The sequence below is a fragment of the Peribacillus asahii genome (assembly GCF_003570725.1).
Lineage (GTDB): Bacteria > Bacillota > Bacilli > Bacillales > DSM-1321 > Peribacillus > Peribacillus asahii.
Map to the genome: position 1 here is coordinate 42,456 of NZ_QWVS01000026.1, position 21,456 is coordinate 63,911.

A 21,456-nucleotide genomic window follows, 5' to 3' on the forward strand; every position below is an offset into this window, starting at 1 on the left:
AAATCGTTACTATTTTAGATGAGGAGGGGTAGGAGTGCTGCAAACGACAGTTGACTTAGTGAATGTAGAACAAATTGAGGCGATTTTAAAAGAACTTGTGCAAGATTCCTATGAGGAAGTGAAAGAAGACGGGCTATTATTATGCATGGAATGCGGGGATGTTGATTTGTATATTACAGCATCGCATCATGAATTGCTTCAAGATGCAATTCACCGTAACTTTCAGGTTGATGAATATGGAAAAGTAATCGATCGTGAAAAATATCAACAGTTAATGGATGATTTGAACGAATATTTTGTAAAGCTTCATATAGAAAGCGGCTACTTTGATTACTATCCAGCAGGTACATATGAAGTAGATGGAGAACAACGTGTCTCGGAGACAGATATGTTGGCACCAAAAGGTCAGTTTTATGCACCGTTTGAAGATGCTAAATATATATAAGAATGTTCTTTTTCGAAAAGGATTGGTTTAAACGTCAATTTCGAAAAAAGTACTAAACATCCTAGTCGGATTTTCAACCTTATCTATATATGGATAAGGTTTTTGTTTTTCGTAAAGGATATTTGGTTTTTTGTAAAGAATAAATTATGTAGGTAACAGGTAATAAGACTTATTAATGGGGGGATATTTGTGCAATATTATTTAGCAGCGGATGAAAAAAATAAAAAGCAAGTGCGTTCGTTAGTGAAGAAGCTCAAAACACGAGGCTACAATTGTTTGAATGATTCTAGTGTCATAAGCCAAACATCTCGTAAGTCTAATATTATAAACATGGATGAATCGGAAGAACAAATGATAGAAAAGGCTGATTTTATTTTAGTGTTTCTCAAGGCTGGCAAAGGGAATTTATATACAATTGGCTATGCGCTTGCTTTAAAGAAAAAGATTATTGTATATTCTCCTGAGAAAGAACATTATCATCTTGGAAAAAAATCGATTTTTCACAATATGCCCTATGTTGATATTTGTAGTGGTACGTTTTATAAATTAGAAAAAATGCTTCACTCTGTATTTGTAGCGTAAAAGTGTACAAGCTTCGTTTCAAATCTGTAACAAATAAATAACAATTATTACATTATGAAAGTTACCCCCACATTGTTTAACCATGATCTCGTATCGTGTAATAGAACATAAATTAAAGGGGAGAGATTTGATTTGAGAATAATCGATATCGATCAATTATTGTTAGCGACGGTAGATATAGAGACGGAATCGGTTGCAAATCAACTTCATACGTTTCATATATACGATATTGATCAATTATTGGAAAAAACAAGAGATGAGTGAAAGCATGACAATGTGTGCATGCTTTTTTTCTGTGCTAAAAGCTATGTTAATGAATCGTGTTGATTAATAGGCTCTTTTTAACACAGCTAAATAAAAAAAGCTCCTTACATGAAGGAGCGGTATACGAAGTTATGATAAGATTGTCATGAAGGTACGTACGCATGGATGGGCTAATCCTGGTGCATTATTCTTGGGTGTGAGATGAGGATTACGACTGGCGGCCTTTAATAAAGCCGAGCAAAACGAACATAGCAACAGATCCAACAACAAAAACTCCCTTAATAATGCCAACAAGAAGTTCATCGTACATGTATAAGACCTCCATAAAAAAGAATTAAGATACAACATAGAATTTACCATTTCTAGGTGAATTATAACATATTTGTTCAAGGGAGTAGTAACAAAAGAGTTACTTCAAGTTTAATGCTTTTCTCGTTTGCGGACCGACGACCCCATCCGCGGTTAAGTTGTTATCTTTTTGAAACTTTTTAACGGCCTTTTCCGTATTCGAACCAAATATACCGTCTGTTCCTTTTGTTGAATAGCCAAGTGAGGTTAGTTTCTTTTGCAGCGCAACAACTTGAGGACCTTGACTTCCTTTTTTTAGTACTGTATCGACTATTCCAACTGGCATTGTTTCGGCCCCTGTCACTTTAAAGCCATTAGCAGCGGCAATAGTCTTAAATGATTTAGACGAGCTTGTAATAATAACAGGCGTACCTACTTTTACTTTTGAATAAAGCCACTTTACATCTTCATTGTACATGCGAACGCAGCCAGCACTTACATATTTACCAATAGAACTGGCGTTATTATTGCCATGAATGGCATAGGTATTACCCGGTGTGTTTCTTGCATTAATGCCAAGCCATCTGTTTCCTAAAGGATTTCTTGGATCACCGCCTCTAATGTTTTCTTTGTAGTACGGTCTGTTGACGATTTTGTTGACAATCTTAAACTTTCCTTCCGGGGTGTACGAAGGTTTTTTACCAGTCGCAACGAGAAAAATTTTGGTGAGTTTATTATTCTCATAATAGGCTAATTGATTAGTAGTTTTATTAATGATAATCAATTGCTTTGAAGCGGCACCAGCAGGCGGACTGTAAAAAACGAAACAAGAAACGAAAAATAATAGCGCTACGAGTAATTTCTTCATATCTCTTCTTTCCCATCCTTCTAAATTGGTGAATCCTTTTATTTTATGCATCGTAAAGAATCTGGATGACAAATAGAAGCTTAAATAGGTATAAAAGCAGGATATGTTTTTAGGAAGCACACTTTATAGATGATTTCATACATTAAATTAAACGATGGGGGGTGGAGAATATGGTAAAAGCTAATATTGAGGATTATTTAGAGCAGGGGATGTATGGCAAGAAGGAAATTAATCCAGCAGAAAGACGAAAATATCTTAGTTCATTACGAGAGCGTGTTATTGTAGTACTTACTCAAGCACAAGTGTTAGAAAAAGAAGTATACACAGAACTCCTTCCATTATTCAAACAACATCCAAAGGCGTGCGTATTTTTAAATGGTCATATGGATTATAATCATCTTATTAAATATGTGAAAGTGGCAACGACTCACAATATTCGCTATAAAATTGTGTTAAATAAAGAGCATAACTCTGACTTAGGGCTAGTTTTTGCAGAAGAGTTCGCCATTGATCGAGATAATATTTATATAGAAAAAAAACAGAAAAGTGTAAACATAAAGCCGGTGAAAAAGAGTTTTTGGAAACGGCTTATCCGTTTTTGCAGAAGAATAGTAAAATAAGTTGTATGTGTACATAGCATCATACAAGTGAATGCCAAAACAAAGCCTCTATCAACTTGATAGAGGCTTTGTGAATATAAGCTTAAGATGTTTTCTTCAAGTAAGGGACATCTTCTTTTTCTTTTTCTTGTTCTTCTGTTTTCTTCTTATTAGAATGGATATACGCTCCGAAGAATAAACCGGCTACTAAAATGCCGCCTCCAAATGCGTTTCCTAAAAATACGGGTACGAAATTACTGAAGTAGTCCGTCCATGTTAGGGCTCCTGCAAAAATTGCAGCTGGAATGATAAACATATTGGCTACAACGTGTTGAAAACCGATAGCTACGAATGCGACAATTGGGAAAATCATACCCGTAATTTTTCCAGCAGTATCTTCTGCACTATAAGTAATCCACACCCCTAGTCCAACAAGCCAGTTACAACCAACGGCTGAGATAAAAGCCATCCAAAAACTATCTTCCACTTTAGCTGTTGCTGTATAAATCGTTTTTTCTAAGTATGTACCTGACTCTGTTAATCCAAGTAGATGACCGAAAAAATAGGCAACAAAAACAGCACCAATAAAGTTGGTGATGGTAATTAATATCCAGTTAATAGTCAATTGTTTAACTGTAACTTTCTTAGCTAGTGCCGCCATTGGAACAGCCATCATATTTCCTGTTAATAATTCACCACCAGCGATGATTGTAAGAATTAAGCCTAGCGGGAAGACTGCGCCTCCTATTAAAGCATTCAGTGTACCCCATTCATGCGGTAAATCGGCAACGACGCGAATATGGAATAAGTATCCTAATGAAATGTAAGCGCCACCTAAAAAACCTAAAATGAGAATGCTTAAAAGTGGCATTGAAACTTTCTTTACCCCTGTTTTTACGGCGATATTTGCCATTTCTTGTGGACTATTGTACCCCATCTTGTACCCCCTTGTTGATCCCTGAAAATTTGATTATCTGTTAAATTGTGTAATAACCCCCCGTATGTTCTAACACAACCAACATTGTCTAAATCATTATGCCATCTCTGTTATAAAAAAGCTAGTACAAAATATGTAACAGATAGTTTAAAACTTTTTAAAAGTGGTACACACATTGGATATAATTGGTGTTATACAACGGATTAACTGTATCATTCTAATGAACAGAATGTTTGTAACAAGCGGATTTTATTAATATATAAGGTTATCTATGACCTTCAAAACAAAAATTTTCCGAAAATTTTGTGATATAGGGGTTGAACTTTCTTTGATAGAAGAGGTAAAATAATTAAGATAGTTTTTTCGAAAAATAAATTAATAAAATTAATCAACAAGGGGTCTTGGTAATGAAGGAACAAGAATTGGCAATCACGCTTAGCACAACAAAAAAGGAAAAGCCGCAAGCGGATCAACTTCAATTTGGTAAAAATTTTACCGATCATATGTTTATTATGGATTATATGCAAGGAAAAGGATGGCATGATCCAAGAATCGTTCCTTATCAACCGCTCACATTAGAGCCATCGGCAATGATTTTTCACTATGGACAATCTGTTTTTGAAGGATTAAAAGCTTATTTGACAGAAGAGGAAGAAGTTCTGTTATTCCGTCCGGAAAAGAACTTTGAACGCTTAAATAGATCAAACGAACGTTTATGTATTCCAGAGATAGATGTAGAGTTCGCTTTAAAAGCATTAAAAGAGTTAATTCGTGTCGATCGTGATTGGATCCCAAGAGAAGAAGGTACATCTTTATATATCCGTCCATTTATTATTGCAACAGAACCATACTTAGGTGTATCACCGGCGGATCGTTATAAATTTATTATTATTATGTCACCAGTAGGTTCTTATTATAAAGAAGGAATTAAACCAGTTAAAATTGCGGTGGAAACAGACTTTGCCCGTACTGTTAGAGGTGGAACAGGTGAAGCTAAAACAGGCGGTAACTACGCAGCTAGCTTAAAAGCACAAGAAATATCTGAAAAGTCAGGGTACTCACAAGTTCTTTGGTTAGACGGCGTAGAGAAGAAATATATTGAAGAAGTAGGTAGTATGAACGTATTCTTCAAAATCAACGGTGAAGTTGTTACACCGGCTCTTAATGGCAGCATTCTTCAAGGGATTACTCGTGCTTCAATTATTGAATTATTACAATATTGGAATGTTCCAGTAACAGAGCGCCGTATTTCGATGCAAGAAGTTTACGATGCTTATAAAGCTGGTCAGTTAGAAGAAGCTTTTGGAACAGGAACAGCTGCTGTTATTTCTCCAATTGGTGAATTTTATTGGAAAGAGGAAAAAATGGTCATCAACAACGGTGAAACCGGCGAATTATCCCAAAAATTATATGATACATTAACAGGAATCCAAAACGGTAAAATAGCAGATCCGTTAAATTGGATTACAAAATTAGAAGATTAAATTACACAATCACAATACAAATACGATAAAACCCTTTTTCTTAGAAAAAGGGTTTTTTTGCATGTTATGTGAAATGAGAATGGAGGAAAATTAATTGAAGTGATGTCGATTTTAACATAATGAAGTGTTTGGACATCATAAAGACAAATCGCTTGTATTAATTTTAGATGTACATCTGGAATGTGAATGTAATAATTACAATTAAATCAAGATATTTTAAGTGATTGTATTTGGACCGAAAACATATATTTTTTAAGCAAATACAGCAAGTGGAGGAACAGAAGATGTCTAAAGTATTATTAATTAAAGCAAATGACCGTCCTGCGGATCAAGCAGTTAGTACAAAAATGTATGAAACATTTGTTAACACGTTTAAAGAAGCAAACCCAAATGAAGATATTACAGAGTTAGATCTTTTTGCGCTTAATCTTCCGTATTTTGGACATACTGCGATTACAGGGGTATACAAACGCAATCAAGGATTAGAATTAACAACGGAAGAAGCAAAAGCGGCGGATGTAGTGGAACAATACTTGAATCAATTTTTAGCAGCAGAAAAAGTGGTTTTTGCTTTTCCTTTATGGAATTTTACCGTGCCAGCACCGCTTATTACTTATATTTCTTACCTCGCACAATCAGGGAAAACATTTAAATATACGCCAGAAGGTCCAGTAGGATTAGCGGGTAATAAGAAAGTTGTCTTATTAAATGCACGTGGTTCTGATTATTCTACTCCAGAAATGAATTCTGTAGAGATGGCCGTTAATTATGTAAAAGTAATGCTTAACTTCTGGGGCATTTCTAGTCCAGAAACAGTCGTGATTGAAGGGCACAATCAATATCCGGATCGCGCTCAAGAAATCATTGCGGACGGTTTAGAAAAGGTGGCACAAGCAGCAAGCAAATTTTAAATTGTTTAAACACCAGTATGACTTCCATACTGGTGCTTTTCATAGCAGTTTTTTTCCGTGGTTCGCTTATAATAAAGAGAAGAACAAGAAAGGGAGTGATGCTATGCAAACGTTTAAAACACGTGAAGAGGTAAAAGAAGAAGAAAAGTGGAATTTAGCGGATATTTATGAAAGCCAGGAACAATGGGAAGCGGATTTTGAACGAGTATCAAAGGACATTGATCAGCTTAAAGCGTATGATGGAGCGATTCATAGTGCTAAGGATTTATATGAATACCTTCATGCAAGTGAAGAGCTTGGGAGTATATATAATAAAGTGTATGTTTATGCGATGCTGCAAACGGATTTAGATACAAGAAACAGCGAATCGCAAGCTTTACTGGATCGTGCGGGCCAATTAGGGAGAAAAATCAGTCAGGCCACGTCATTTTTTATGCCCTTTTTGTTAAGTTTAGAGGAATCTACATTAAAGAGCTACATAGCAGAAGTGAAAGGGTTAGAATATTTTGAAGAAGATTTATGGGATTCTTATCGATATAAAGCTCATGTTTTAACAAAAGAGCAAGAAGCGGTTATTTCTCAAATTGGTGAGGCAATGTCAGCCCCGCAAAAAACGTTTAGCATGATTAATAATGCAGATATCAAGTTTGGAAAGGTAACAACAGAATCCGGAGACAAAGTAGAACTAACACGCGGTATGTATGCGAAGTTAATGGAGGAAGAAGATCGTGATAAGCGAAAAGAAGCTTATAAAGCATATTATAAACCGTATGTTCAATTGAAAAACACGATTGGCTCCACACTTGCAACTGCCATTCGCAATAATGTCAACATGTCAAGATTAAGAAATTATCCATCTGCTTTAGAAAAATCATTATTTAGTGATGAAGTACCGAAAGAAGTTTATGATAATTTGATTATGTCAACTAAACAAAATATAGCTCCAATGAAAAAATATATGCGATTGCGAAAGAAAGTATTAGGGGTCGATGAGTTACGTGCGTATGATTTGAGTGTACCGTTAGTACAAGGTGCAAAAGAGGAAATTTCTTATGAAGAAGGCTATGCACTTATGCTCGAAGCATTAAAGCCGCTTGGTGAAGAATACACGTCAACATTAGCGAGTTTTAAAGAAAATCGTTATCTAGATGTTCGCGAAACACCTGGGAAGCGTTCGGGAGCTTATAACCTTGGGGTATATGGCGTGCATCCATTTATTTTATTAAATCATCGCGATGATTTAGATAGTGTGTTCACGTTAGCTCATGAATGTGGTCACGGCATGCATTCATATTTCAGTTCTACTCATCAGCCGCGCATTTCAGCTGGTTATTCTATTTTTGTCGCAGAGGTGGCGTCAACGGTCAATGAGATTTTATTAATCCGTCATTTATTAAAGACGACAAAAGAAATCGATAAGAAAAAACATTTACTGAATCATTTTATTGACAGCTTTAAAGGAACGTTCTTTACGCAAGTAATGTTTGCAGAGTTTGAAAAAACAGTTCATGAAAAAGCGGAGCAAGATGAACCATTAAATGCGGATGTCTTTAATGAGGTATATGAGTCCATCTTCCGCACATACAATGGAGAAGATCTTGTTTTTGATGATGAAGTCAAATACGGCTGGACACGGATTCCTCACTTTTATCGTCCGTTCTACGTTTACAAATACGCAACAGGCTATACATCTGCGATTATTATTGCTGATACGATTTTGTCAGGAGACAAAGAGGCATTAGAAAATTATTTAACGTTTTTAAAAAGTGGAAGCTCCGACAAGCCTCTTGCATTATTGAAAAAAGCTGGAGTTGATTTAACGAAACCAGAACCAATTGCTAATGCTTTACGTATCTTTAATGATCTTGTTGATGAATTTGTTGAATTAATGGAAAAGTAATAATTCCTGTTGGTATAAATTTAAGAAAAATGATATAGTAAGATGTCTGAAAAACGGGCTCAATCGATGCGATTGAGCCTGTTTATCTATTATAAGGAAACTAAGGGAAGAGAAAGATGAATTCAACGATAGAATATATTAAAGAATGGCAAGAGGCTCTGCAGCTTGAAATTCTCCATTTGAAAAAGTTTGGAAGTACAAAATATTTAATTTCAAATGGAAAACAGCTTTCAAGCGGCGAGGCTTATACGTATTATTTTGAAACAGGTATATCTGTTAAAATTCCAGTAGGCAGTTCGGTTCGCATGGAGTGGGGAGGAATAAAGGAGAAAGGGCGCATTTTATCTTCAGAAGGGAGAAGCATTATTCTAGCATTTGACCGTTCACTTGGAGATGTAATCAGTGAAGCATTTCTTTTCCATGATCCGTGGGAGTTGTTAGAACAACTAATAAGCCGTTTACTAGAAGCGGCGAAAAGCAAGCAAAAGCGATTACGAATTAAGCGATTAATGGACCCTTCTATGCCAGCCAAGCATTCGAATGAAAGCGGGCAAACGGCTGTAAAAGAACTGTTTTTACGTTCTAAATATAATCCAGTTACATTTGTTTGGGGGCCGCCGGGAACAGGCAAAACGTATACGCTGGCCCGAGTGGCTTCCAATCACTATTTAAAAGAGAAAAAGGTGCTTATTTTAGCGCATAGCAATCAAGCTGTCGATGTGTTAATGGCGGAAATTTCTGCTTTTGTGAAGAAGAAAAATCGATTTCAAGAAGGAGAAGTGCTTCGCTATGGCACCCAAATTGGAGAAATTCTAACGAAGCATGAAGATATTGTTTCCGGTCAGCTGCTGCAAAAGAAGGAACCAAGCTTGCTAAAAGAAAAAGAACAATTAATAGAAGAAAAACGACTGTTAAAGCAGGATTTAGCTGGCTCTTTTAGCGTACGCGATTCAGAACAATTAATTGAATTAGAGAAAAAGCTGGCAAGAATTTTAGAAAAAATTCGTCAAAAAGAAATGAGCTTTATAAAAGAAGCGAAAATAATTGGAACTACATTGGCGAAGGCCGCAACGGATGCGACCATTTATGAGCAAGAATATGATGTCGTGATACTAGATGAAGCAAGTATGGCCTATGTGCCGCAAGTGGCTTTTGCTGCTTCACTCGCGAAGCATATCATTGTTTCGGGTGATTTTAAGCAGCTGCCCCCCATTGCTGCAGCTAAAGATGCGATTGTGAAGCAATGGTTAAAGGAAGATGTTTTTCATCGTTCGGGGGTAGCAACCGTTGTTGAAGCCGGAGAGCTGCATCCGCATTTATTTCTTTTAAAAGAACAGCGACGCATGCATCCGGAAATTTCTGCTTTTACGAATCATTATATTTATCATGACTTTGTTGGTGATCACAAAAGTGTGGAGGAAAGTAGAAAGCCGATTGCTGAAATGGAGCCTTTTATGAATCGAGCTTCCATTTTGTTAAATACGAGTTTTTCGGGAGAATATTGTGTGTCAGAGCGAACGACTCATTCGCGAGTGAATCCTTGGCAATTGCTGCTTTCCTTTCAATTGCTTCATGAAGCTTATATCGATGGTGCTCGTTCGATTGGCTATGTGACGCCGTATCGTGCACAAGCGGATTTAATGGAACTGCTATTAAATGATATATATGCAAAGGAGCGTCAAACAGCCGATTTGATTGCAGCCACTGTTCATCGTTTTCAAGGCAGTGAGCGCGACGTGATGATTTTTGATACGGTTGATAGCTATCCGCAAAATCGTGCAGGATTACTATTGACGGGAAAAGATAGTGAACGCTTAATAAATGTAGCGATTACCCGTACAAAAGGAAAGTTTATTCATGTATGTGATACCGATTTTGTAAAGAAATTTGTATATCGCAGTAAAACAATCCGCCAATTAGTCGACCATCAAACACAACATCGCCAACTAGTTCAAACAGATGAAATTGGCCAGTGGGTTAAGCATCAGCATCCTCGTTTACAATGGATGCATGCAAGAAAATTAGAAAAATTATTTGATGATTTAACGTCAGCAAAGAGAGACATCATCGTAGCTTTACCTAATTCATTTCAATTACCGGATGAATGGCTGCCGGTATTACAAAACTGTTCAGCGAATATTACGCTTATTTCACCTAAAATAAATCGTGAGCTTCCTGCCAATCGTTTTATACTAAGCGCCATTGCATTTCCGTTCATCATCATCGATCAAAGATTTGTCTGGCTTGGCGTTCCTGTTGAAGCAAACAATCGAGTGCAGCCGCCGTTTATCGCAGCTAGACTAGATTCAACTGTAATGGCTGAACAATTTATCAATCAAGTGATTGTGTCAGAGTAAGCGCGAAAAAAGGCGAGCATACGAACGTGCTCGTCTTTTTGTTCTAAATTTTATATTTAAAATTCTACCTCGTCAGAATATATTTTTTTCAGTTTATCAATTGGATACAACAATTTATCACTTGAAACTGAGATTTTATTAGTTCATTTAAACGATTTATCCATTAAACACATTCAATTTATTTATATTTGATAAATAACCTCAATAGAATATCTAATAATCGTTCATTCTAAATAAATTAGTAAGGTTGTTTTATTGCCTTCAAGCAAATTGGATGCATTTTTAGGTTATCTTAATATAAGATGACAATGTATTGCGTCATCTAATGAAGAAAGAAGTGAATAAAGTGGACACATTATCAAATATAAAATTTTCAATACTAGATTTAGCACAAATTACCGTTGGTGGTTCACCTGCCGAATCATTTCAACATTCAGCCGATCTTGCACAACATGCCGAAAAGTGGGGGTACCATCGTTATTGGCTTGCTGAGCATCATAATATGCCAGGCATTGCAAGTTCAGCTACATCTGTTGTCATTGGTTATGTAGCGAATGCAACGAAAACGATTCGTGTTGGTTCAGGTGGAATTATGCTGCCTAATCATTCACCGCTTGTCATTGCGGAACAATTTGGTACACTAGAAGCAATGTATCCTGGGAGAATTGATTTAGGATTAGGGCGTGCACCAGGCAGTGATCAACAAACAGCAGTGGCTCTTAGACGCGACCCTCGCAACCAAGGTCAAGATTTTCCTGAACAATTAGCTGAGTTAAGGATGTATCTAGAGCCTGCTTCACGTAATAATCGAATACGGGCGATTCCAGGGGAAGGACAAGACATTCCCATTTGGCTGCTTGGTTCGAGCGGCTTTAGTGCCGTGCTTGCAGCGGAACTTGGGTTACCTTTTTCATTTGCCAGCCACTTCTCACCAGAAAATATGCAGTTAGCCCTTGCTAGGTATCGTCAATACTTTAAACCTTCTGAAGTGCTAGACGAGCCGCATGTGATGGTAGCAGTAAATGTATATGCGGCAGATACAATGGAAGAAGCGCAGCGAATCGCGACTTCTCATCAACAGCAATTCCTAAATCTCATTCGTAATACACCTGGCCAATTACCACCACCTGTGGATTCAATGGAGAATCTTTGGTCAGAATATGAAAAAAGTCTTGTAATGAAGCAGTTACAAAATACGATTATTGGCACACATGAAGAAGTGAAAAAACGATTAGAAGATTTAGCGCAAAATACGAAGGCGGATGAAATCATTATTGCTACAACAACTTACGATCATCAAGCACGTCTTCGTTCTTTTGAAATTGTAGCAGAAGTAGTAGGGATGAAATAAAATGAAATAATCATCCATGAGAGTTCAAACGAATGTCTCATGGATGATGTATAAAGTGAATTAATTATAATTATATTATGTTAACAAGAGGTATGTATGGAACAAAACTCATTATTTTTTCATTTTGCAAACGAGCAGGGAATGAAACAACCGCTTTTTTTTACACACCCAAAGCAAATCGTCGAAACATCTAATCTAGATGAAGTGGTAACGAAAATGCTGGAAGTAGAAGCTTTTGTTGATCAAGGGTATTATGCCGCTGGCTATGTTTCCTATGAAGCTGCACCAGCATTTGATTCGGCTTTTATGGTAAAACAAGGGGAAAGAATGCCGCTGCTTTGGTTTGGTATTTTTGAACAACCAACTTTTTTGAAGGAGTGCAATACTGGATCTTTTCAATTATCCAATTGGACTTCCAACACATCAAAAGAGCAATATGAGGCAGGCTTTACAAATATTAAAACAGAAATAAAAAGAGGCAATACTTATCAAGTGAACTATACCTTGCGCTTACAAGCACAATTTGAAGGAGATGATTTTGCCTTTTATCAACAGTTAGAGAAGGCACAGAATTCGAATTATAGTGCTTATTTACATATAGGAAACTATCGAATTTTATCAGCATCACCGGAATTATTTTTTCATTGGAAAGATGATGTGATTACAACAAAACCAATGAAAGGAACAGTGAAAAGAGGGCTATTTCTAGAGCAAGATCGAGAACAAGCTAGCTGGCTGGCTGAATCGGCAAAAAACCAAGCGGAAAATGTCATGATTGTTGATTTATTACGAAATGATGTGAGTGTTATTGCAGAAAATGGATCGGTTCATGTTCCAGCATTGTTTGACATTGAACAGTATCCAACTGTGTGGCAAATGACGTCTACTGTGAAAGCAAAAACGAAGGAACATACAACGATTACTGATATTTTCAAAGCACTTTTTCCGTGTGGTTCCATAACAGGAGCTCCGAAAATTAAGACGATGGACATTATTACACATGTTGAGGATTTCCCAAGAGAAGTATATTGTGGAGCTATTGGCTATATAACTCCTGAACGTGAGGCCATCTTTAATGTACCGATTCGCACCGTTTGGATTGATACAGAAACAGGACGTGCGGAATATGGGGTCGGTGGCGGAATTACCTGGGATTCGGTACTAAGCGAAGAATATGCAGAAGCGTTTTTAAAAGCAAAATTGTTAACCGAGATTCGACCTGACTTTCAACTCTTGGAGTCATTTCGATTAGAAAATGGTGAATATTATTTATTTCATCACCATATAGAAAGGTTAATGGAAGCAGCTGAATATTTTCAATTTCCGATTGTCAAAGAGGATGTAATAAATGAGCTTCATCAATTTGCGGATCAGCATTCGCAGGGTTTATATAAAGTACGTTTAGTTGTTTCAAAAACAAACAGAGTAGAAGTTAGCGGGATGATAATTGAAGATACAGATTCTACAATTTCAATTAGATTGGCTGATGCTCCAATTAAGACAAATCATCCATTTGTTTATTTTAAAACGACAAATCGTCAAGTTTATGAAACATTTTCAAAACAAAATGTGTTTGATGTATTGCTTTGGAATGAAAACGAGGAAATCACTGAATTTACGAATGGAAATGTTGTCGTTAAGTTGAATGGAAAACTGTATACTCCTCCTGTTGAATGTGGGTTACTAGCGGGTACGTTCCGCAAGCAATTATTGCTTCAAAAAGAAATCGAGGAGAAAGTGATTACGAAGGCAAAGTTGCTAGAAGCTGAGGAGGTTTGGTTTATTAACAGCGTACGTAAATGGATACAGTGTAAAATAGTGTAACAGGACGGGCTTTTAGATTTATCAAGCCTTAACTAACTTAAATAGGATTCTAGCTTTAATAAATTCTCGGCTTCGTATTTGTTGTCATTTTTATAGTTGCATGACCAAGACATTCATTTATAAATTTCATAACAGCACCACTTTCCAATCGCATAACGGCGTGTATATAACGCAATTTATGCAGGAGAAAGTGGTGCTAATTTGTTTTTTTGAAGGAATATGGTGCTGTTCATTGTTGGCTCATTTGTGTGAGCCAACAATTGCATGATTAATAAGATCGTTTAACAAAGAAAGGATAGGTATTAGATTCGCAATAAAACCTAAGAATTAGACTACTGTCCCTAAGATTTCTATATTTCACAGTTCCTTTCGTGGAATTATAAAATATAAATGGCTGACTTAGCTTAATGAATAATGCAAAGCAAACACTATGATGTACAGGAAGGAGCATAGTTTATGACAGAATTAAAATTAAATCAATCCAATTTAGATTGGTTAGAAGAAAGAACAATCATCTTATCTCCAACAGGAAGTTATGCCTATGGTACAAACACAGAAACATCAGATAAGGATTTTAAGGGAGTATGCATACCTCCTATTGATTATTACTTGGGATTAGAATCTTTTAACGAATATAACACTACTGGAGGGAAGAACTTCCGCAACACGAAAGATGATGTCGATGTAAGTGTCATTCATATTAATAAATTCGTAAAAGATGCGATGAAAGGAGTTCCGAACAATATTGAAATTCTGTTCGTCCGACAAGAAGATTATCTAAAAGTTACTCCTTTAGGACAATTGCTTATTGATCATCGCCATTTGTTTTTATCTAAGAATATTCAAAAGAAATTCGGCGGCTATGCCTATTCCCAAATGCAAAAATTAAAAAGTAAACAATCTAATGAAACAGGGAACCAAGATTTAATGGAGGAATTTAGATATGACCATAAGTTTTTTATGCACAGTATTCGCCTTCTAACAAGTGCTATTGAGATATTAGAAACTGGAGATTACAGCACATACAGAAGCAATCGCCAACTTTTGTTAGATTGTAGAAACGGAAAATTCACTTTCAATGAAGCTTTGGACATGCTTAGAATGTATGATGATCAATTAAAAGTATCATATGAAAAATCCACGCTTCCTCCAACACCTGATTATCATAGAATTAATGAATTGTTAATCGAGATTAATCAGCAAGGACTAGGGTTGAGATCATTTTAATAAATAGCAAGTTAAGCTGATGTTAGCTCTATATTAATTCAGTTTAGTTTTCTGATATTTGTTCAATAAAACATCTAATGTTTGACTATATTTAATGGTATCGGGATGATTAAATCCTTTCGATATTCCTACAGTAATCATATGGGTTCTTAAGCAATGAATGGCATCTTCCAAATGTTTAAGAGGTACGGATTTTGTATTCATAAATGAACTCCTATATCAATAAAAAGTAAAGTTTAGTTAATATTTAACATTATATAATAATTATTACAAAAAAGATATTTTAAAATACGTTTATACTAAGAAAAATTGAGATATTAGGACAAATTTTAAGTGTATTTCTTGAAAATATTAATGGATATAGTAGAAGGGATTTAAGGGAAGAGTAAAAGGAAGGGCTATGATTTAGTTTTGGTCAAAAACACCATCTAACTAGTATACGGAAATGGATAAGGTGTGATTATGAGTAGAAGGAGTGAACGTGATGGCGATATGTCCATTATGTAATGCATTCAAGGAATTGGAAATGCATTGCACGTTATGTGGAACTTTATTAGATGACTCAGGAAAAGTATCCGACTTTTTAGATCCATACGGTCATTATAATGATGAAGAAACGGTAAAAATGGGAGATGGATATCCGAATACAGCAAGAGATCAAATTTGTCCTCACTTGATGTCTTGCAACTCATGCGGTCACGATCAAGTCGTTTTTATCCAAGAAGAATAACAAGTACTAAGTTATCTTTATGCAGTACATAATCAGTTGAGCAACTTTCAAAAAAGCCTTAGTGAGTTTGCTAATAACTTATGATTCTTTTATGGCCAACAACAAAGTTGGCTTTTTCTATTGCACTTATTATCCATAAAAAATATATACATAAGTAGAGAAGAAAGTTTGAAACAAGTTATCCAGTCAGGCAATGGCTAAATCAACTTTACTAGTTAGATATACAAGCAAGTCTAAGGAATGAAACATATAAAAAATAGGAGGTGATTTAAATGCCAGTGTCGTTGCAAACTTTATTAGATAGATCTATTAAAAATATGGGGAGCGGTATCCATCCGATTGTAAAAGAATCCGCACTTGAAATGATTAAACGAGCATATGAAGAAGGGATTTATGTGCAAATCAGTGCAGGTTATCGTTCTATGGAGGAACAAGCAAAGTTATATGGTCAAGGGCGTCTAGGGTATAGTTATAACGGAAAAAATTATAGTGATATGTCTAAACCGATAGTGACTTATGCTAAGCCTGGCCAGTCTTATCATAACTTTGGATTAGCAATCGACTATTTCATTTCAAGTGACGATGGAAGACGAGCGTTGTGGACAGTGGATGATAAATGGAGAAGGACTGCAGAAATTGGGAAAGAGTTAGGTTTTGCTTGGGGAGGAGATTGGAAAAACTTCAAGGATTACCCACATCTTGAGATGACAGGGGGCTTATCTTACTCTCAGCTACAATCTGGAAAACGTCCTAGTCTTACCTCTAAAGTGAGTGGGACCTATACTTCACCGGAAGAAAAAGTGAAGTCGGAGGTCATTGAGAAGGAACCAATCTCTAAAAATAATGGAGATCCAATCATTGAAGCGATTCAGAAAACATTAAATAGTCGATATAATGTTAAATTAGATGTAGATGGTTTGTATAAAACTAAAATGAAAACAGTGCTTATAAAAGGATTACAAACTGAACTGAATAAACAATTTAAGGCCAGGTTAGATGTAGATGGTAAATGGAGACCAAAAACGAAAGCAGCTGTTCGTAATGTACGTAAAGGGGCAAAAGGGAATATCACGTATATTGTACAAGCCATGTTGTATATCAAAAACTATGATCCAAAAGGCGTAGACGGACATTTTGGAGATGGTACAGAAAGTGCAGTACGAGCATTTCAACGTGCGAATCGATTAGATGTAGATGGAATAGTTGGTAAAACTACTTTTGCAAAATTATTTGGATAATGATGCAATAAGTTTGATGATAATATTTAATTTAGATGAGGCACATTTTAAAACGTTTAGAAGAAACTCAATCATTATGATTGGGTTTTTTCGTCGCAGACATCTATTTATGGATTTAGACTTGAATTTTACGTACAAAGTTCATTTTTTCGTTATAATAAAATGAATGAAAGGAATTTAAGAGAGGTAGAGGATTTACAGAAAGAAAAATTTATATAGATAAGGAGTCCTATATGGAGAAAAAAATAATTCCACAGTTAACAGATCTCATTGCGACAAAAGAGGTGTTTTGGGCTAATCCCAACTATGCACAACAGACGGTGCCCGGGGAAAAGGTGATAGATGCGGAAGCTCGTCTTAAACGATTTGCTCCGTATATTGCAAGCGTTTTTCCTGAAACAAAAGAAGCAAATGGTATTATTGAATCGCCTCTTGTAAAGATAAACCATATGAAGCGATATTTAGAGAATACATACAACACGGTAATAGAAGGGCGTTTACTATTAAAATGTGATAGTCATTTACCGATTTCTGGTTCAATTAAAGCGAGAGGCGGTATTTATGAGGTCTTAAAATATGCTGAGAGCATTGCAATAGAACATAAACTTCTAAAAGAGACGGAGGATTACGCAAAGCTTAATGATGGAACATTTCGATCGCTATTTTCACAATATTCGATTGCCGTCGGTTCAACGGGGAATTTAGGACTAAGTATTGGAATTATTAGTAGAATGCTAGACTTTCAAGTGACCGTTCATATGTCACAAGATGCGAAGCAATGGAAGAAAGACAAGCTTACTAGCCTTGGTGCAATTGTAAAAGAATATGCAGATGATTATAGTAAAGCGGTTGAAGCTGGGAGGCAGGAAGCAGAGCAAAATGCGAACTGTCATTTTATTGATGATGAAAATTCAGAAGATTTGTTCTATGGCTATGCAACAGCGGCTTTACGCTTAGAGCAACAATTGAAGGAACAAGGCATTGTTGTCGATTCAGATCATCCGTTATTTGTCTATTTACCATGTGGTGTTGGTGGAGGACCTGGCGGCATTACATACGGATTAAAGCTCATTTTTGGAGAAGCCGTTCATTGTTTCTTCGCTGAACCAACGCATTCTCCTTGTATGGTGCTAGGTCTCATGACAGGCAAGTTTGATCAAATTTCGGTGCAGGATGTAGGCATTGATAATCGAACAGAGGCAGATGGACTTGCAGTTGGAAGAGCATCGAAATTGGTTTGTGAGAAGATGAATGATTTGTTAAGCGGAAGTTATACGATTGAAGATAAGCGCTTATTTCACTTATTGAAAGCGATGGCTGAAACAGAAAACTATTATTTAGAACCATCTGCACTAGCTGGTGCCTATGGACCCATCCAACTTAGTCAAACGCCGGAAGGCCAGGAGTATTTGAAAAACCATCATCTAGAAGATAAGATGGCACAAGCCATACATATTATTTGGGCGACAGGCGGCAGTATGGTGCCGAAAGATATGATGGATGAATATTTAACAAAGTAATGAATAGGAAGAAGGATAACCGGTGAGAACAAGACATCATATTCATTATGCCTGGATTATACTCGCTGTCACGTTTATCGGGATTTTGGCAGCGCAAGGCGTACGATACACGTATGGGGCTTTTATGGAGCCCTGGGAAACAACTTTTTCAACGAACCGCGGAACGACTTCAGCGATTTCCTTTATTAGCTTTATCGTATTTGCGATTTTTCAACCGATTGTTGGAAAAATGATTGATCAATATGGCATCAAAAGAGTATTTTACATGAGTACACTTATCATTGGTTTTTCAGTTTTGCTTAGTTTTTTTGCGACAGAGCTTTGGCAAATGTTTATTTTATACGGAATTGTCGCTTCGATTGGATTTGGCGGTGCTTCAGGTGTCACAGCAACGGTTGCTGTGACAACCTGGTTTCAGAAAAAAAGAGGATTAGCACTTGGAATTAATGAAGCGGGGTTTGGTGCCGGACAAATGGTTATTGTCCCAAGTTCGCTTCTTCTTATTGATGCTGTTGGTTGGAGATGGACGGTTTGTATCATTGGTCTGTTTTTAATTTGTATTGTTAGTCCATTACTTGCTTGGTTGTTAAAATCTGACCCATTTAAAGCAGGGATGGAACCGTTTGGTTATGAAAAAAATCAAGAAGAAAAGCAGGAAGAACGGCCAGTCGTACAAGCAAAATCGAAAGCGGATTGTCGCTTTTGGTTTTTATTAATTCCGTTTGCCATTTGCGGTTTTACGACAACTGGATTAATGGATACACATTTAATACCCTTTGCGCAAGCCTGTGGGTTTTCAGCGCCGGTAACAAGTGCCGCGGTTAGTACGCTTGCTGCTTTTAATGTCATTGGAACGCTTGTTTCTGGCATATTAGCTGATCGTTTTAATAATAAAAATATATTAGTAGCTTTGTATTTCACAAGAGCGATTACGGTGGCGTTTTTAGTATTCGCTGCGAGCGGGTCAGGGCTCGTCCTATTTATTGAATATCCAATTCTGTTATTTATTTTTGCGATTGCCTTTGGATTAGTGGATTTTGCGACTGTTGCACCAACCGTTAAATTGCTTTCGGAATATTTTGAAGGCCAATCTGTCGGTCTGCTTTCGGGCTGGTTATTTATGAGTCATCAACTTGGCTCAGCCTTAGGTTCGTATATTCCTGGCATTTTGTTCGACCAAACGGGGAATTATCAGCAATCCTTTATCATGGCGTTTGTATTGTTAGCGATTGCTGGGGTGTTAAGTGCTCGTTTGCCTCAAGTTACAGCGAAGCGAGATTGACCAAAAAATATAATTGGATCTTTTGATATTTTCATATGTTGTATTTAGTACTATAGGACTGTTTGTATAGAGAATGATGGTTTATTTTGATTTACAACTTGTGTTTTGAAAACCCCCCATTTATTCTAAAATGGTTGTTTAAAAGATAGAGAGGGGGATTTACAGAAATGAATGAAGATTTACAGAGGAATTTAGTACATAATAAAGAAAATATTTATTTTGGACTGGTCTTATTTGTCAGTATATTATGTTATATTTCATTGGCTTTTTCGATTATAGGTATTGTGATTATCCTTGTTCTTGCTCTTATTTCTTATTTTTTTCATGCCATTAGTATGGCGCAGATTCGTCGAAATGCAGTGAGAATTTCCCCGAAGCAATTTCCGGAAATATATATAAAAGCGGAGAGACTGTCAGTTGAAATGGGACTAGAAAAGGTTCCAGCTATGTATGTTATGGAAAGTATGGGAATGCTGAATGCGTTTGCCACTCGTTTTTTCGGTAAGAATATGGTGGTTATGTATTCGGAAATATTTGATTTAATTGAAAACGATAGGGAAGATGAAATGCTGTTTGTGTTGGCACATGAATTTGCACATTTGAAGAGAAGACATGTTTTAGTACATTTCCTAATCTTACCTGCAATGTGGGTGCCTTTTTTAGGTGAATCATATATGAGAGCTTGTGAGTATACATGTGATCGTTACGCTGCTTTTTATATAAAAGATATGGAAGCAGCCCAAAATGCTTTAACCATTCTAGCGATAGGAAAGAAATTGCATTATCGTGTGAATCAAGAAGCATTCATGTCTCAACTTGAGGAGGAAAAAGGATTTTTCACATGGCTAAGTGAAAAACTGTCTACTCATCCTGATCTCCCTAAAAGAATGAATAGTCTATATCATTGGCAGAATCCTCATGAATATACACTATTTAAAGAGAGAAAACGACATGTTGTTCTTGTATTGTTCTTGACTCTGGTTGTTTCTCCAGCACTATTATTTGGTATATTTTATGCTGTGAATAAAGCGGATCAATTCCTAAGTGAATATGCTTGGAATGATGATGCATCAGAATATGAGGTAGAAAATGTTACGGAATTAATGAATGCTGCCAGTGAAAACGATCTTGATACAATGCAAAGAGAAATAGACGGTGGGGCAGATTTGAATGCGAAAGATAGTGATGATTCAACGGCTATTCATTATGCTGTCTACAATGATTCCTATGAAGCGGTAGAACTACTAGTTCAATCAGGAAGTAATCTTGATGCAAAAGATTACTATGGCGATACACCACTTATGATTGCTGCCATGAATGGAAATTCTGACATTGTAGAACTTCTCATAAAAAATGGAGCTAATAAGGAAATCAAAGGTGAAGAAGGATACACAGCGTATGAATATGCCGAAGAAAATGGCGATAAAGAAATCATGAAGCTCCTAGCCGAATAAATCGATGTTTATGAATGATGATCAAAAATACTGAACTTCTCATTTTGAGGGAAGTTCAGTATTTTTTTGATGGTATGAAGAATGATATAAGTAGATACTTTCAATGTCCACTCGAACTTGTTTGAAAATGAATATTTGAAGAAAACTTTGTTAAATTATGTTAAAATTAATTCAAAATATAGATTGGAGGTTTTT

Annotated in this window: 19 protein-coding genes; 16 read left to right on the forward strand and 3 right to left on the reverse strand. The window is 36.3% G+C overall.

Going from position 1 to position 21,456, the window contains the following annotated elements:
• The first annotated feature begins 34 nt into the window (after nt 1–34).
• From D1953_RS14035 to D1953_RS21980, 3 genes are all read left to right on the forward strand, one after another.
• The gene (locus D1953_RS14035) at nt 35–445 is read left to right on the forward strand and encodes a hypothetical protein (RefSeq protein ID WP_245980140.1); all 411 of its coding nucleotides are present in this window, start codon (nt 35–37) and stop codon (nt 443–445) included.
• A gap of 189 nt (nt 446–634) precedes the next feature.
• Nucleotides 635–1,027 carry a nucleoside 2-deoxyribosyltransferase gene (locus D1953_RS14040; protein WP_182480613.1) on the forward strand — a complete coding sequence of 131 codons (393 nt, stop codon included), beginning with the start codon at nt 635–637 and terminating at the stop codon, nt 1,025–1,027.
• A 132-nt stretch (nt 1,028–1,159) separates the two neighbouring features.
• A complete protein-coding gene (locus tag D1953_RS21980; RefSeq protein ID WP_281271552.1) occupies nt 1,160–1,291 on the forward strand; it encodes a hypothetical protein in 132 nt (43 codons plus the stop codon).
• A 409-nt stretch (nt 1,292–1,700) separates the two neighbouring features.
• On the opposite strand, the gene D1953_RS14045 is transcribed toward D1953_RS21980, so the two are convergent.
• Complete coding sequence (locus tag D1953_RS14045) at nt 1,701–2,447, reverse strand: L,D-transpeptidase family protein (RefSeq protein WP_119117826.1); 747 nt, start codon at nt 2,445–2,447, stop codon at nt 1,701–1,703.
• Nucleotides 2,448–2,617: 170 nt separating this feature from the next.
• Here D1953_RS14045 and D1953_RS14050 point away from each other — a divergent pair, with 170 nt between their 5' ends.
• Complete coding sequence (locus D1953_RS14050; protein WP_119117827.1) at nt 2,618–3,067, forward strand: YueI family protein; 450 nt, start codon at nt 2,618–2,620, stop codon at nt 3,065–3,067.
• 82 nt (nt 3,068–3,149) lie between these two features.
• Here D1953_RS14050 and D1953_RS14055 read toward each other — a convergent pair whose 3' ends face one another.
• Nucleotides 3,150–3,983: a formate/nitrite transporter family protein gene (locus D1953_RS14055; RefSeq protein WP_119117828.1), complete on the reverse strand. Its 834-nt coding sequence runs from the start codon at nt 3,981–3,983 to the stop codon at nt 3,150–3,152.
• Between the two features lie 407 nt (nt 3,984–4,390).
• Between D1953_RS14055 and D1953_RS14060 the strand changes: the two genes are divergently transcribed.
• From D1953_RS14060 to D1953_RS14090, 7 genes are all read left to right on the forward strand, one after another.
• Nucleotides 4,391–5,467 (forward strand): branched-chain amino acid aminotransferase, encoded by a 1,077-nt coding sequence (locus D1953_RS14060; RefSeq protein ID WP_119117829.1) that lies wholly within the window; start codon nt 4,391–4,393, stop codon nt 5,465–5,467.
• Between the two features lie 284 nt (nt 5,468–5,751).
• Complete coding sequence (locus D1953_RS14065) at nt 5,752–6,378, forward strand: FMN-dependent NADH-azoreductase (RefSeq protein WP_119117830.1); 627 nt, start codon at nt 5,752–5,754, stop codon at nt 6,376–6,378.
• A 103-nt stretch (nt 6,379–6,481) separates the two neighbouring features.
• Nucleotides 6,482–8,278: an oligoendopeptidase F gene (gene pepF, locus D1953_RS14070; protein ID WP_119117858.1), complete on the forward strand. Its 1,797-nt coding sequence runs from the start codon at nt 6,482–6,484 to the stop codon at nt 8,276–8,278.
• A gap of 116 nt (nt 8,279–8,394) precedes the next feature.
• A complete protein-coding gene (locus D1953_RS14075) occupies nt 8,395–10,635 on the forward strand; it encodes an AAA domain-containing protein (protein WP_119117831.1) in 2,241 nt (746 codons plus the stop codon).
• 325 nt (nt 10,636–10,960) lie between these two features.
• Complete coding sequence (locus D1953_RS14080) at nt 10,961–11,986, forward strand: LLM class flavin-dependent oxidoreductase (RefSeq protein WP_119117859.1); 1,026 nt, start codon at nt 10,961–10,963, stop codon at nt 11,984–11,986.
• Between the two features lie 96 nt (nt 11,987–12,082).
• Entirely contained in the window at nt 12,083–13,810 is a 1,728-nt protein-coding gene (gene pabB, locus D1953_RS14085; protein ID WP_119117832.1) for an aminodeoxychorismate synthase component I, read from the forward strand.
• A gap of 456 nt (nt 13,811–14,266) precedes the next feature.
• Nucleotides 14,267–15,037 (forward strand): nucleotidyltransferase domain-containing protein, encoded by a 771-nt coding sequence (locus D1953_RS14090; protein ID WP_119117833.1) that lies wholly within the window; start codon nt 14,267–14,269, stop codon nt 15,035–15,037.
• 33 nt (nt 15,038–15,070) lie between these two features.
• Here D1953_RS14090 and D1953_RS21985 read toward each other — a convergent pair whose 3' ends face one another.
• A complete protein-coding gene (locus D1953_RS21985) occupies nt 15,071–15,241 on the reverse strand; it encodes an aspartyl-phosphate phosphatase Spo0E family protein (protein WP_119117834.1) in 171 nt (56 codons plus the stop codon).
• Between the two features lie 280 nt (nt 15,242–15,521).
• On the opposite strand from D1953_RS21985, the gene D1953_RS14100 reads away from it, so the two are divergent.
• The 5 genes from D1953_RS14100 to D1953_RS14120 all read left to right on the forward strand — a co-directional run bounded on the left by D1953_RS14100 (nt 15,522) and on the right by D1953_RS14120 (nt 21,261).
• The gene (locus D1953_RS14100; RefSeq protein ID WP_119117835.1) at nt 15,522–15,767 is read left to right on the forward strand and encodes a hypothetical protein; all 246 of its coding nucleotides are present in this window, start codon (nt 15,522–15,524) and stop codon (nt 15,765–15,767) included.
• A gap of 272 nt (nt 15,768–16,039) precedes the next feature.
• Entirely contained in the window at nt 16,040–17,005 is a 966-nt protein-coding gene (locus tag D1953_RS14105; RefSeq protein WP_182480614.1) for a peptidoglycan-binding protein, read from the forward strand.
• A 233-nt stretch (nt 17,006–17,238) separates the two neighbouring features.
• Nucleotides 17,239–18,525, forward strand: a complete 1,287-nt coding sequence (locus D1953_RS14110) for a D-serine ammonia-lyase (RefSeq protein WP_119117836.1) — start codon at nt 17,239–17,241, stop codon at nt 18,523–18,525.
• Nucleotides 18,526–18,547: 22 nt separating this feature from the next.
• The gene (locus D1953_RS14115; RefSeq protein ID WP_182480615.1) at nt 18,548–19,807 is read left to right on the forward strand and encodes an MFS transporter; all 1,260 of its coding nucleotides are present in this window, start codon (nt 18,548–18,550) and stop codon (nt 19,805–19,807) included.
• A gap of 167 nt (nt 19,808–19,974) precedes the next feature.
• Nucleotides 19,975–21,261: a M48 family metallopeptidase gene (locus D1953_RS14120; protein WP_119117837.1), complete on the forward strand. Its 1,287-nt coding sequence runs from the start codon at nt 19,975–19,977 to the stop codon at nt 21,259–21,261.
• Nucleotides 21,262–21,456: the final 195 nt, after the last annotated feature.

Bases quoted from the DNA above. Each gene is read 5' to 3' on its own strand.
- D1953_RS14075 (WP_119117831.1), top strand. From the start codon at position 8,395: ATGAATTCAACGATAGAATATATTAAAGAATGGCAAGAGGCTCTGCAG.
- D1953_RS21985 (WP_119117834.1), bottom strand. From the start codon at position 15,241: ATGAATACAAAATCCGTACCTCTTAAACATTTGGAAGATGCCATTCAT.
- D1953_RS14080 (WP_119117859.1), top strand. From the start codon at position 10,961: ATGAAGAAAGAAGTGAATAAAGTGGACACATTATCAAATATAAAATTT.
- D1953_RS14060 (WP_119117829.1), top strand. From the start codon at position 4,391: ATGAAGGAACAAGAATTGGCAATCACGCTTAGCACAACAAAAAAGGAA.
- pepF (WP_119117858.1), top strand. From the start codon at position 6,482: ATGCAAACGTTTAAAACACGTGAAGAGGTAAAAGAAGAAGAAAAGTGG.
- D1953_RS14100 (WP_119117835.1), top strand. From the start codon at position 15,522: ATGGCGATATGTCCATTATGTAATGCATTCAAGGAATTGGAAATGCAT.
- D1953_RS14045 (WP_119117826.1), bottom strand. From the start codon at position 2,447: ATGAAGAAATTACTCGTAGCGCTATTATTTTTCGTTTCTTGTTTCGTT.
- D1953_RS14105 (WP_182480614.1), top strand. From the start codon at position 16,040: ATGCCAGTGTCGTTGCAAACTTTATTAGATAGATCTATTAAAAATATG.
- D1953_RS14055 (WP_119117828.1), bottom strand. From the start codon at position 3,983: ATGGGGTACAATAGTCCACAAGAAATGGCAAATATCGCCGTAAAAACA.
- D1953_RS14090 (WP_119117833.1), top strand. From the start codon at position 14,267: ATGACAGAATTAAAATTAAATCAATCCAATTTAGATTGGTTAGAAGAA.
- pabB (WP_119117832.1), top strand. From the start codon at position 12,083: ATGGAACAAAACTCATTATTTTTTCATTTTGCAAACGAGCAGGGAATG.
- D1953_RS14050 (WP_119117827.1), top strand. From the start codon at position 2,618: ATGGTAAAAGCTAATATTGAGGATTATTTAGAGCAGGGGATGTATGGC.
- D1953_RS14110 (WP_119117836.1), top strand. From the start codon at position 17,239: ATGGAGAAAAAAATAATTCCACAGTTAACAGATCTCATTGCGACAAAA.
- D1953_RS14120 (WP_119117837.1), top strand. From the start codon at position 19,975: ATGAATGAAGATTTACAGAGGAATTTAGTACATAATAAAGAAAATATT.
- D1953_RS14065 (WP_119117830.1), top strand. From the start codon at position 5,752: ATGTCTAAAGTATTATTAATTAAAGCAAATGACCGTCCTGCGGATCAA.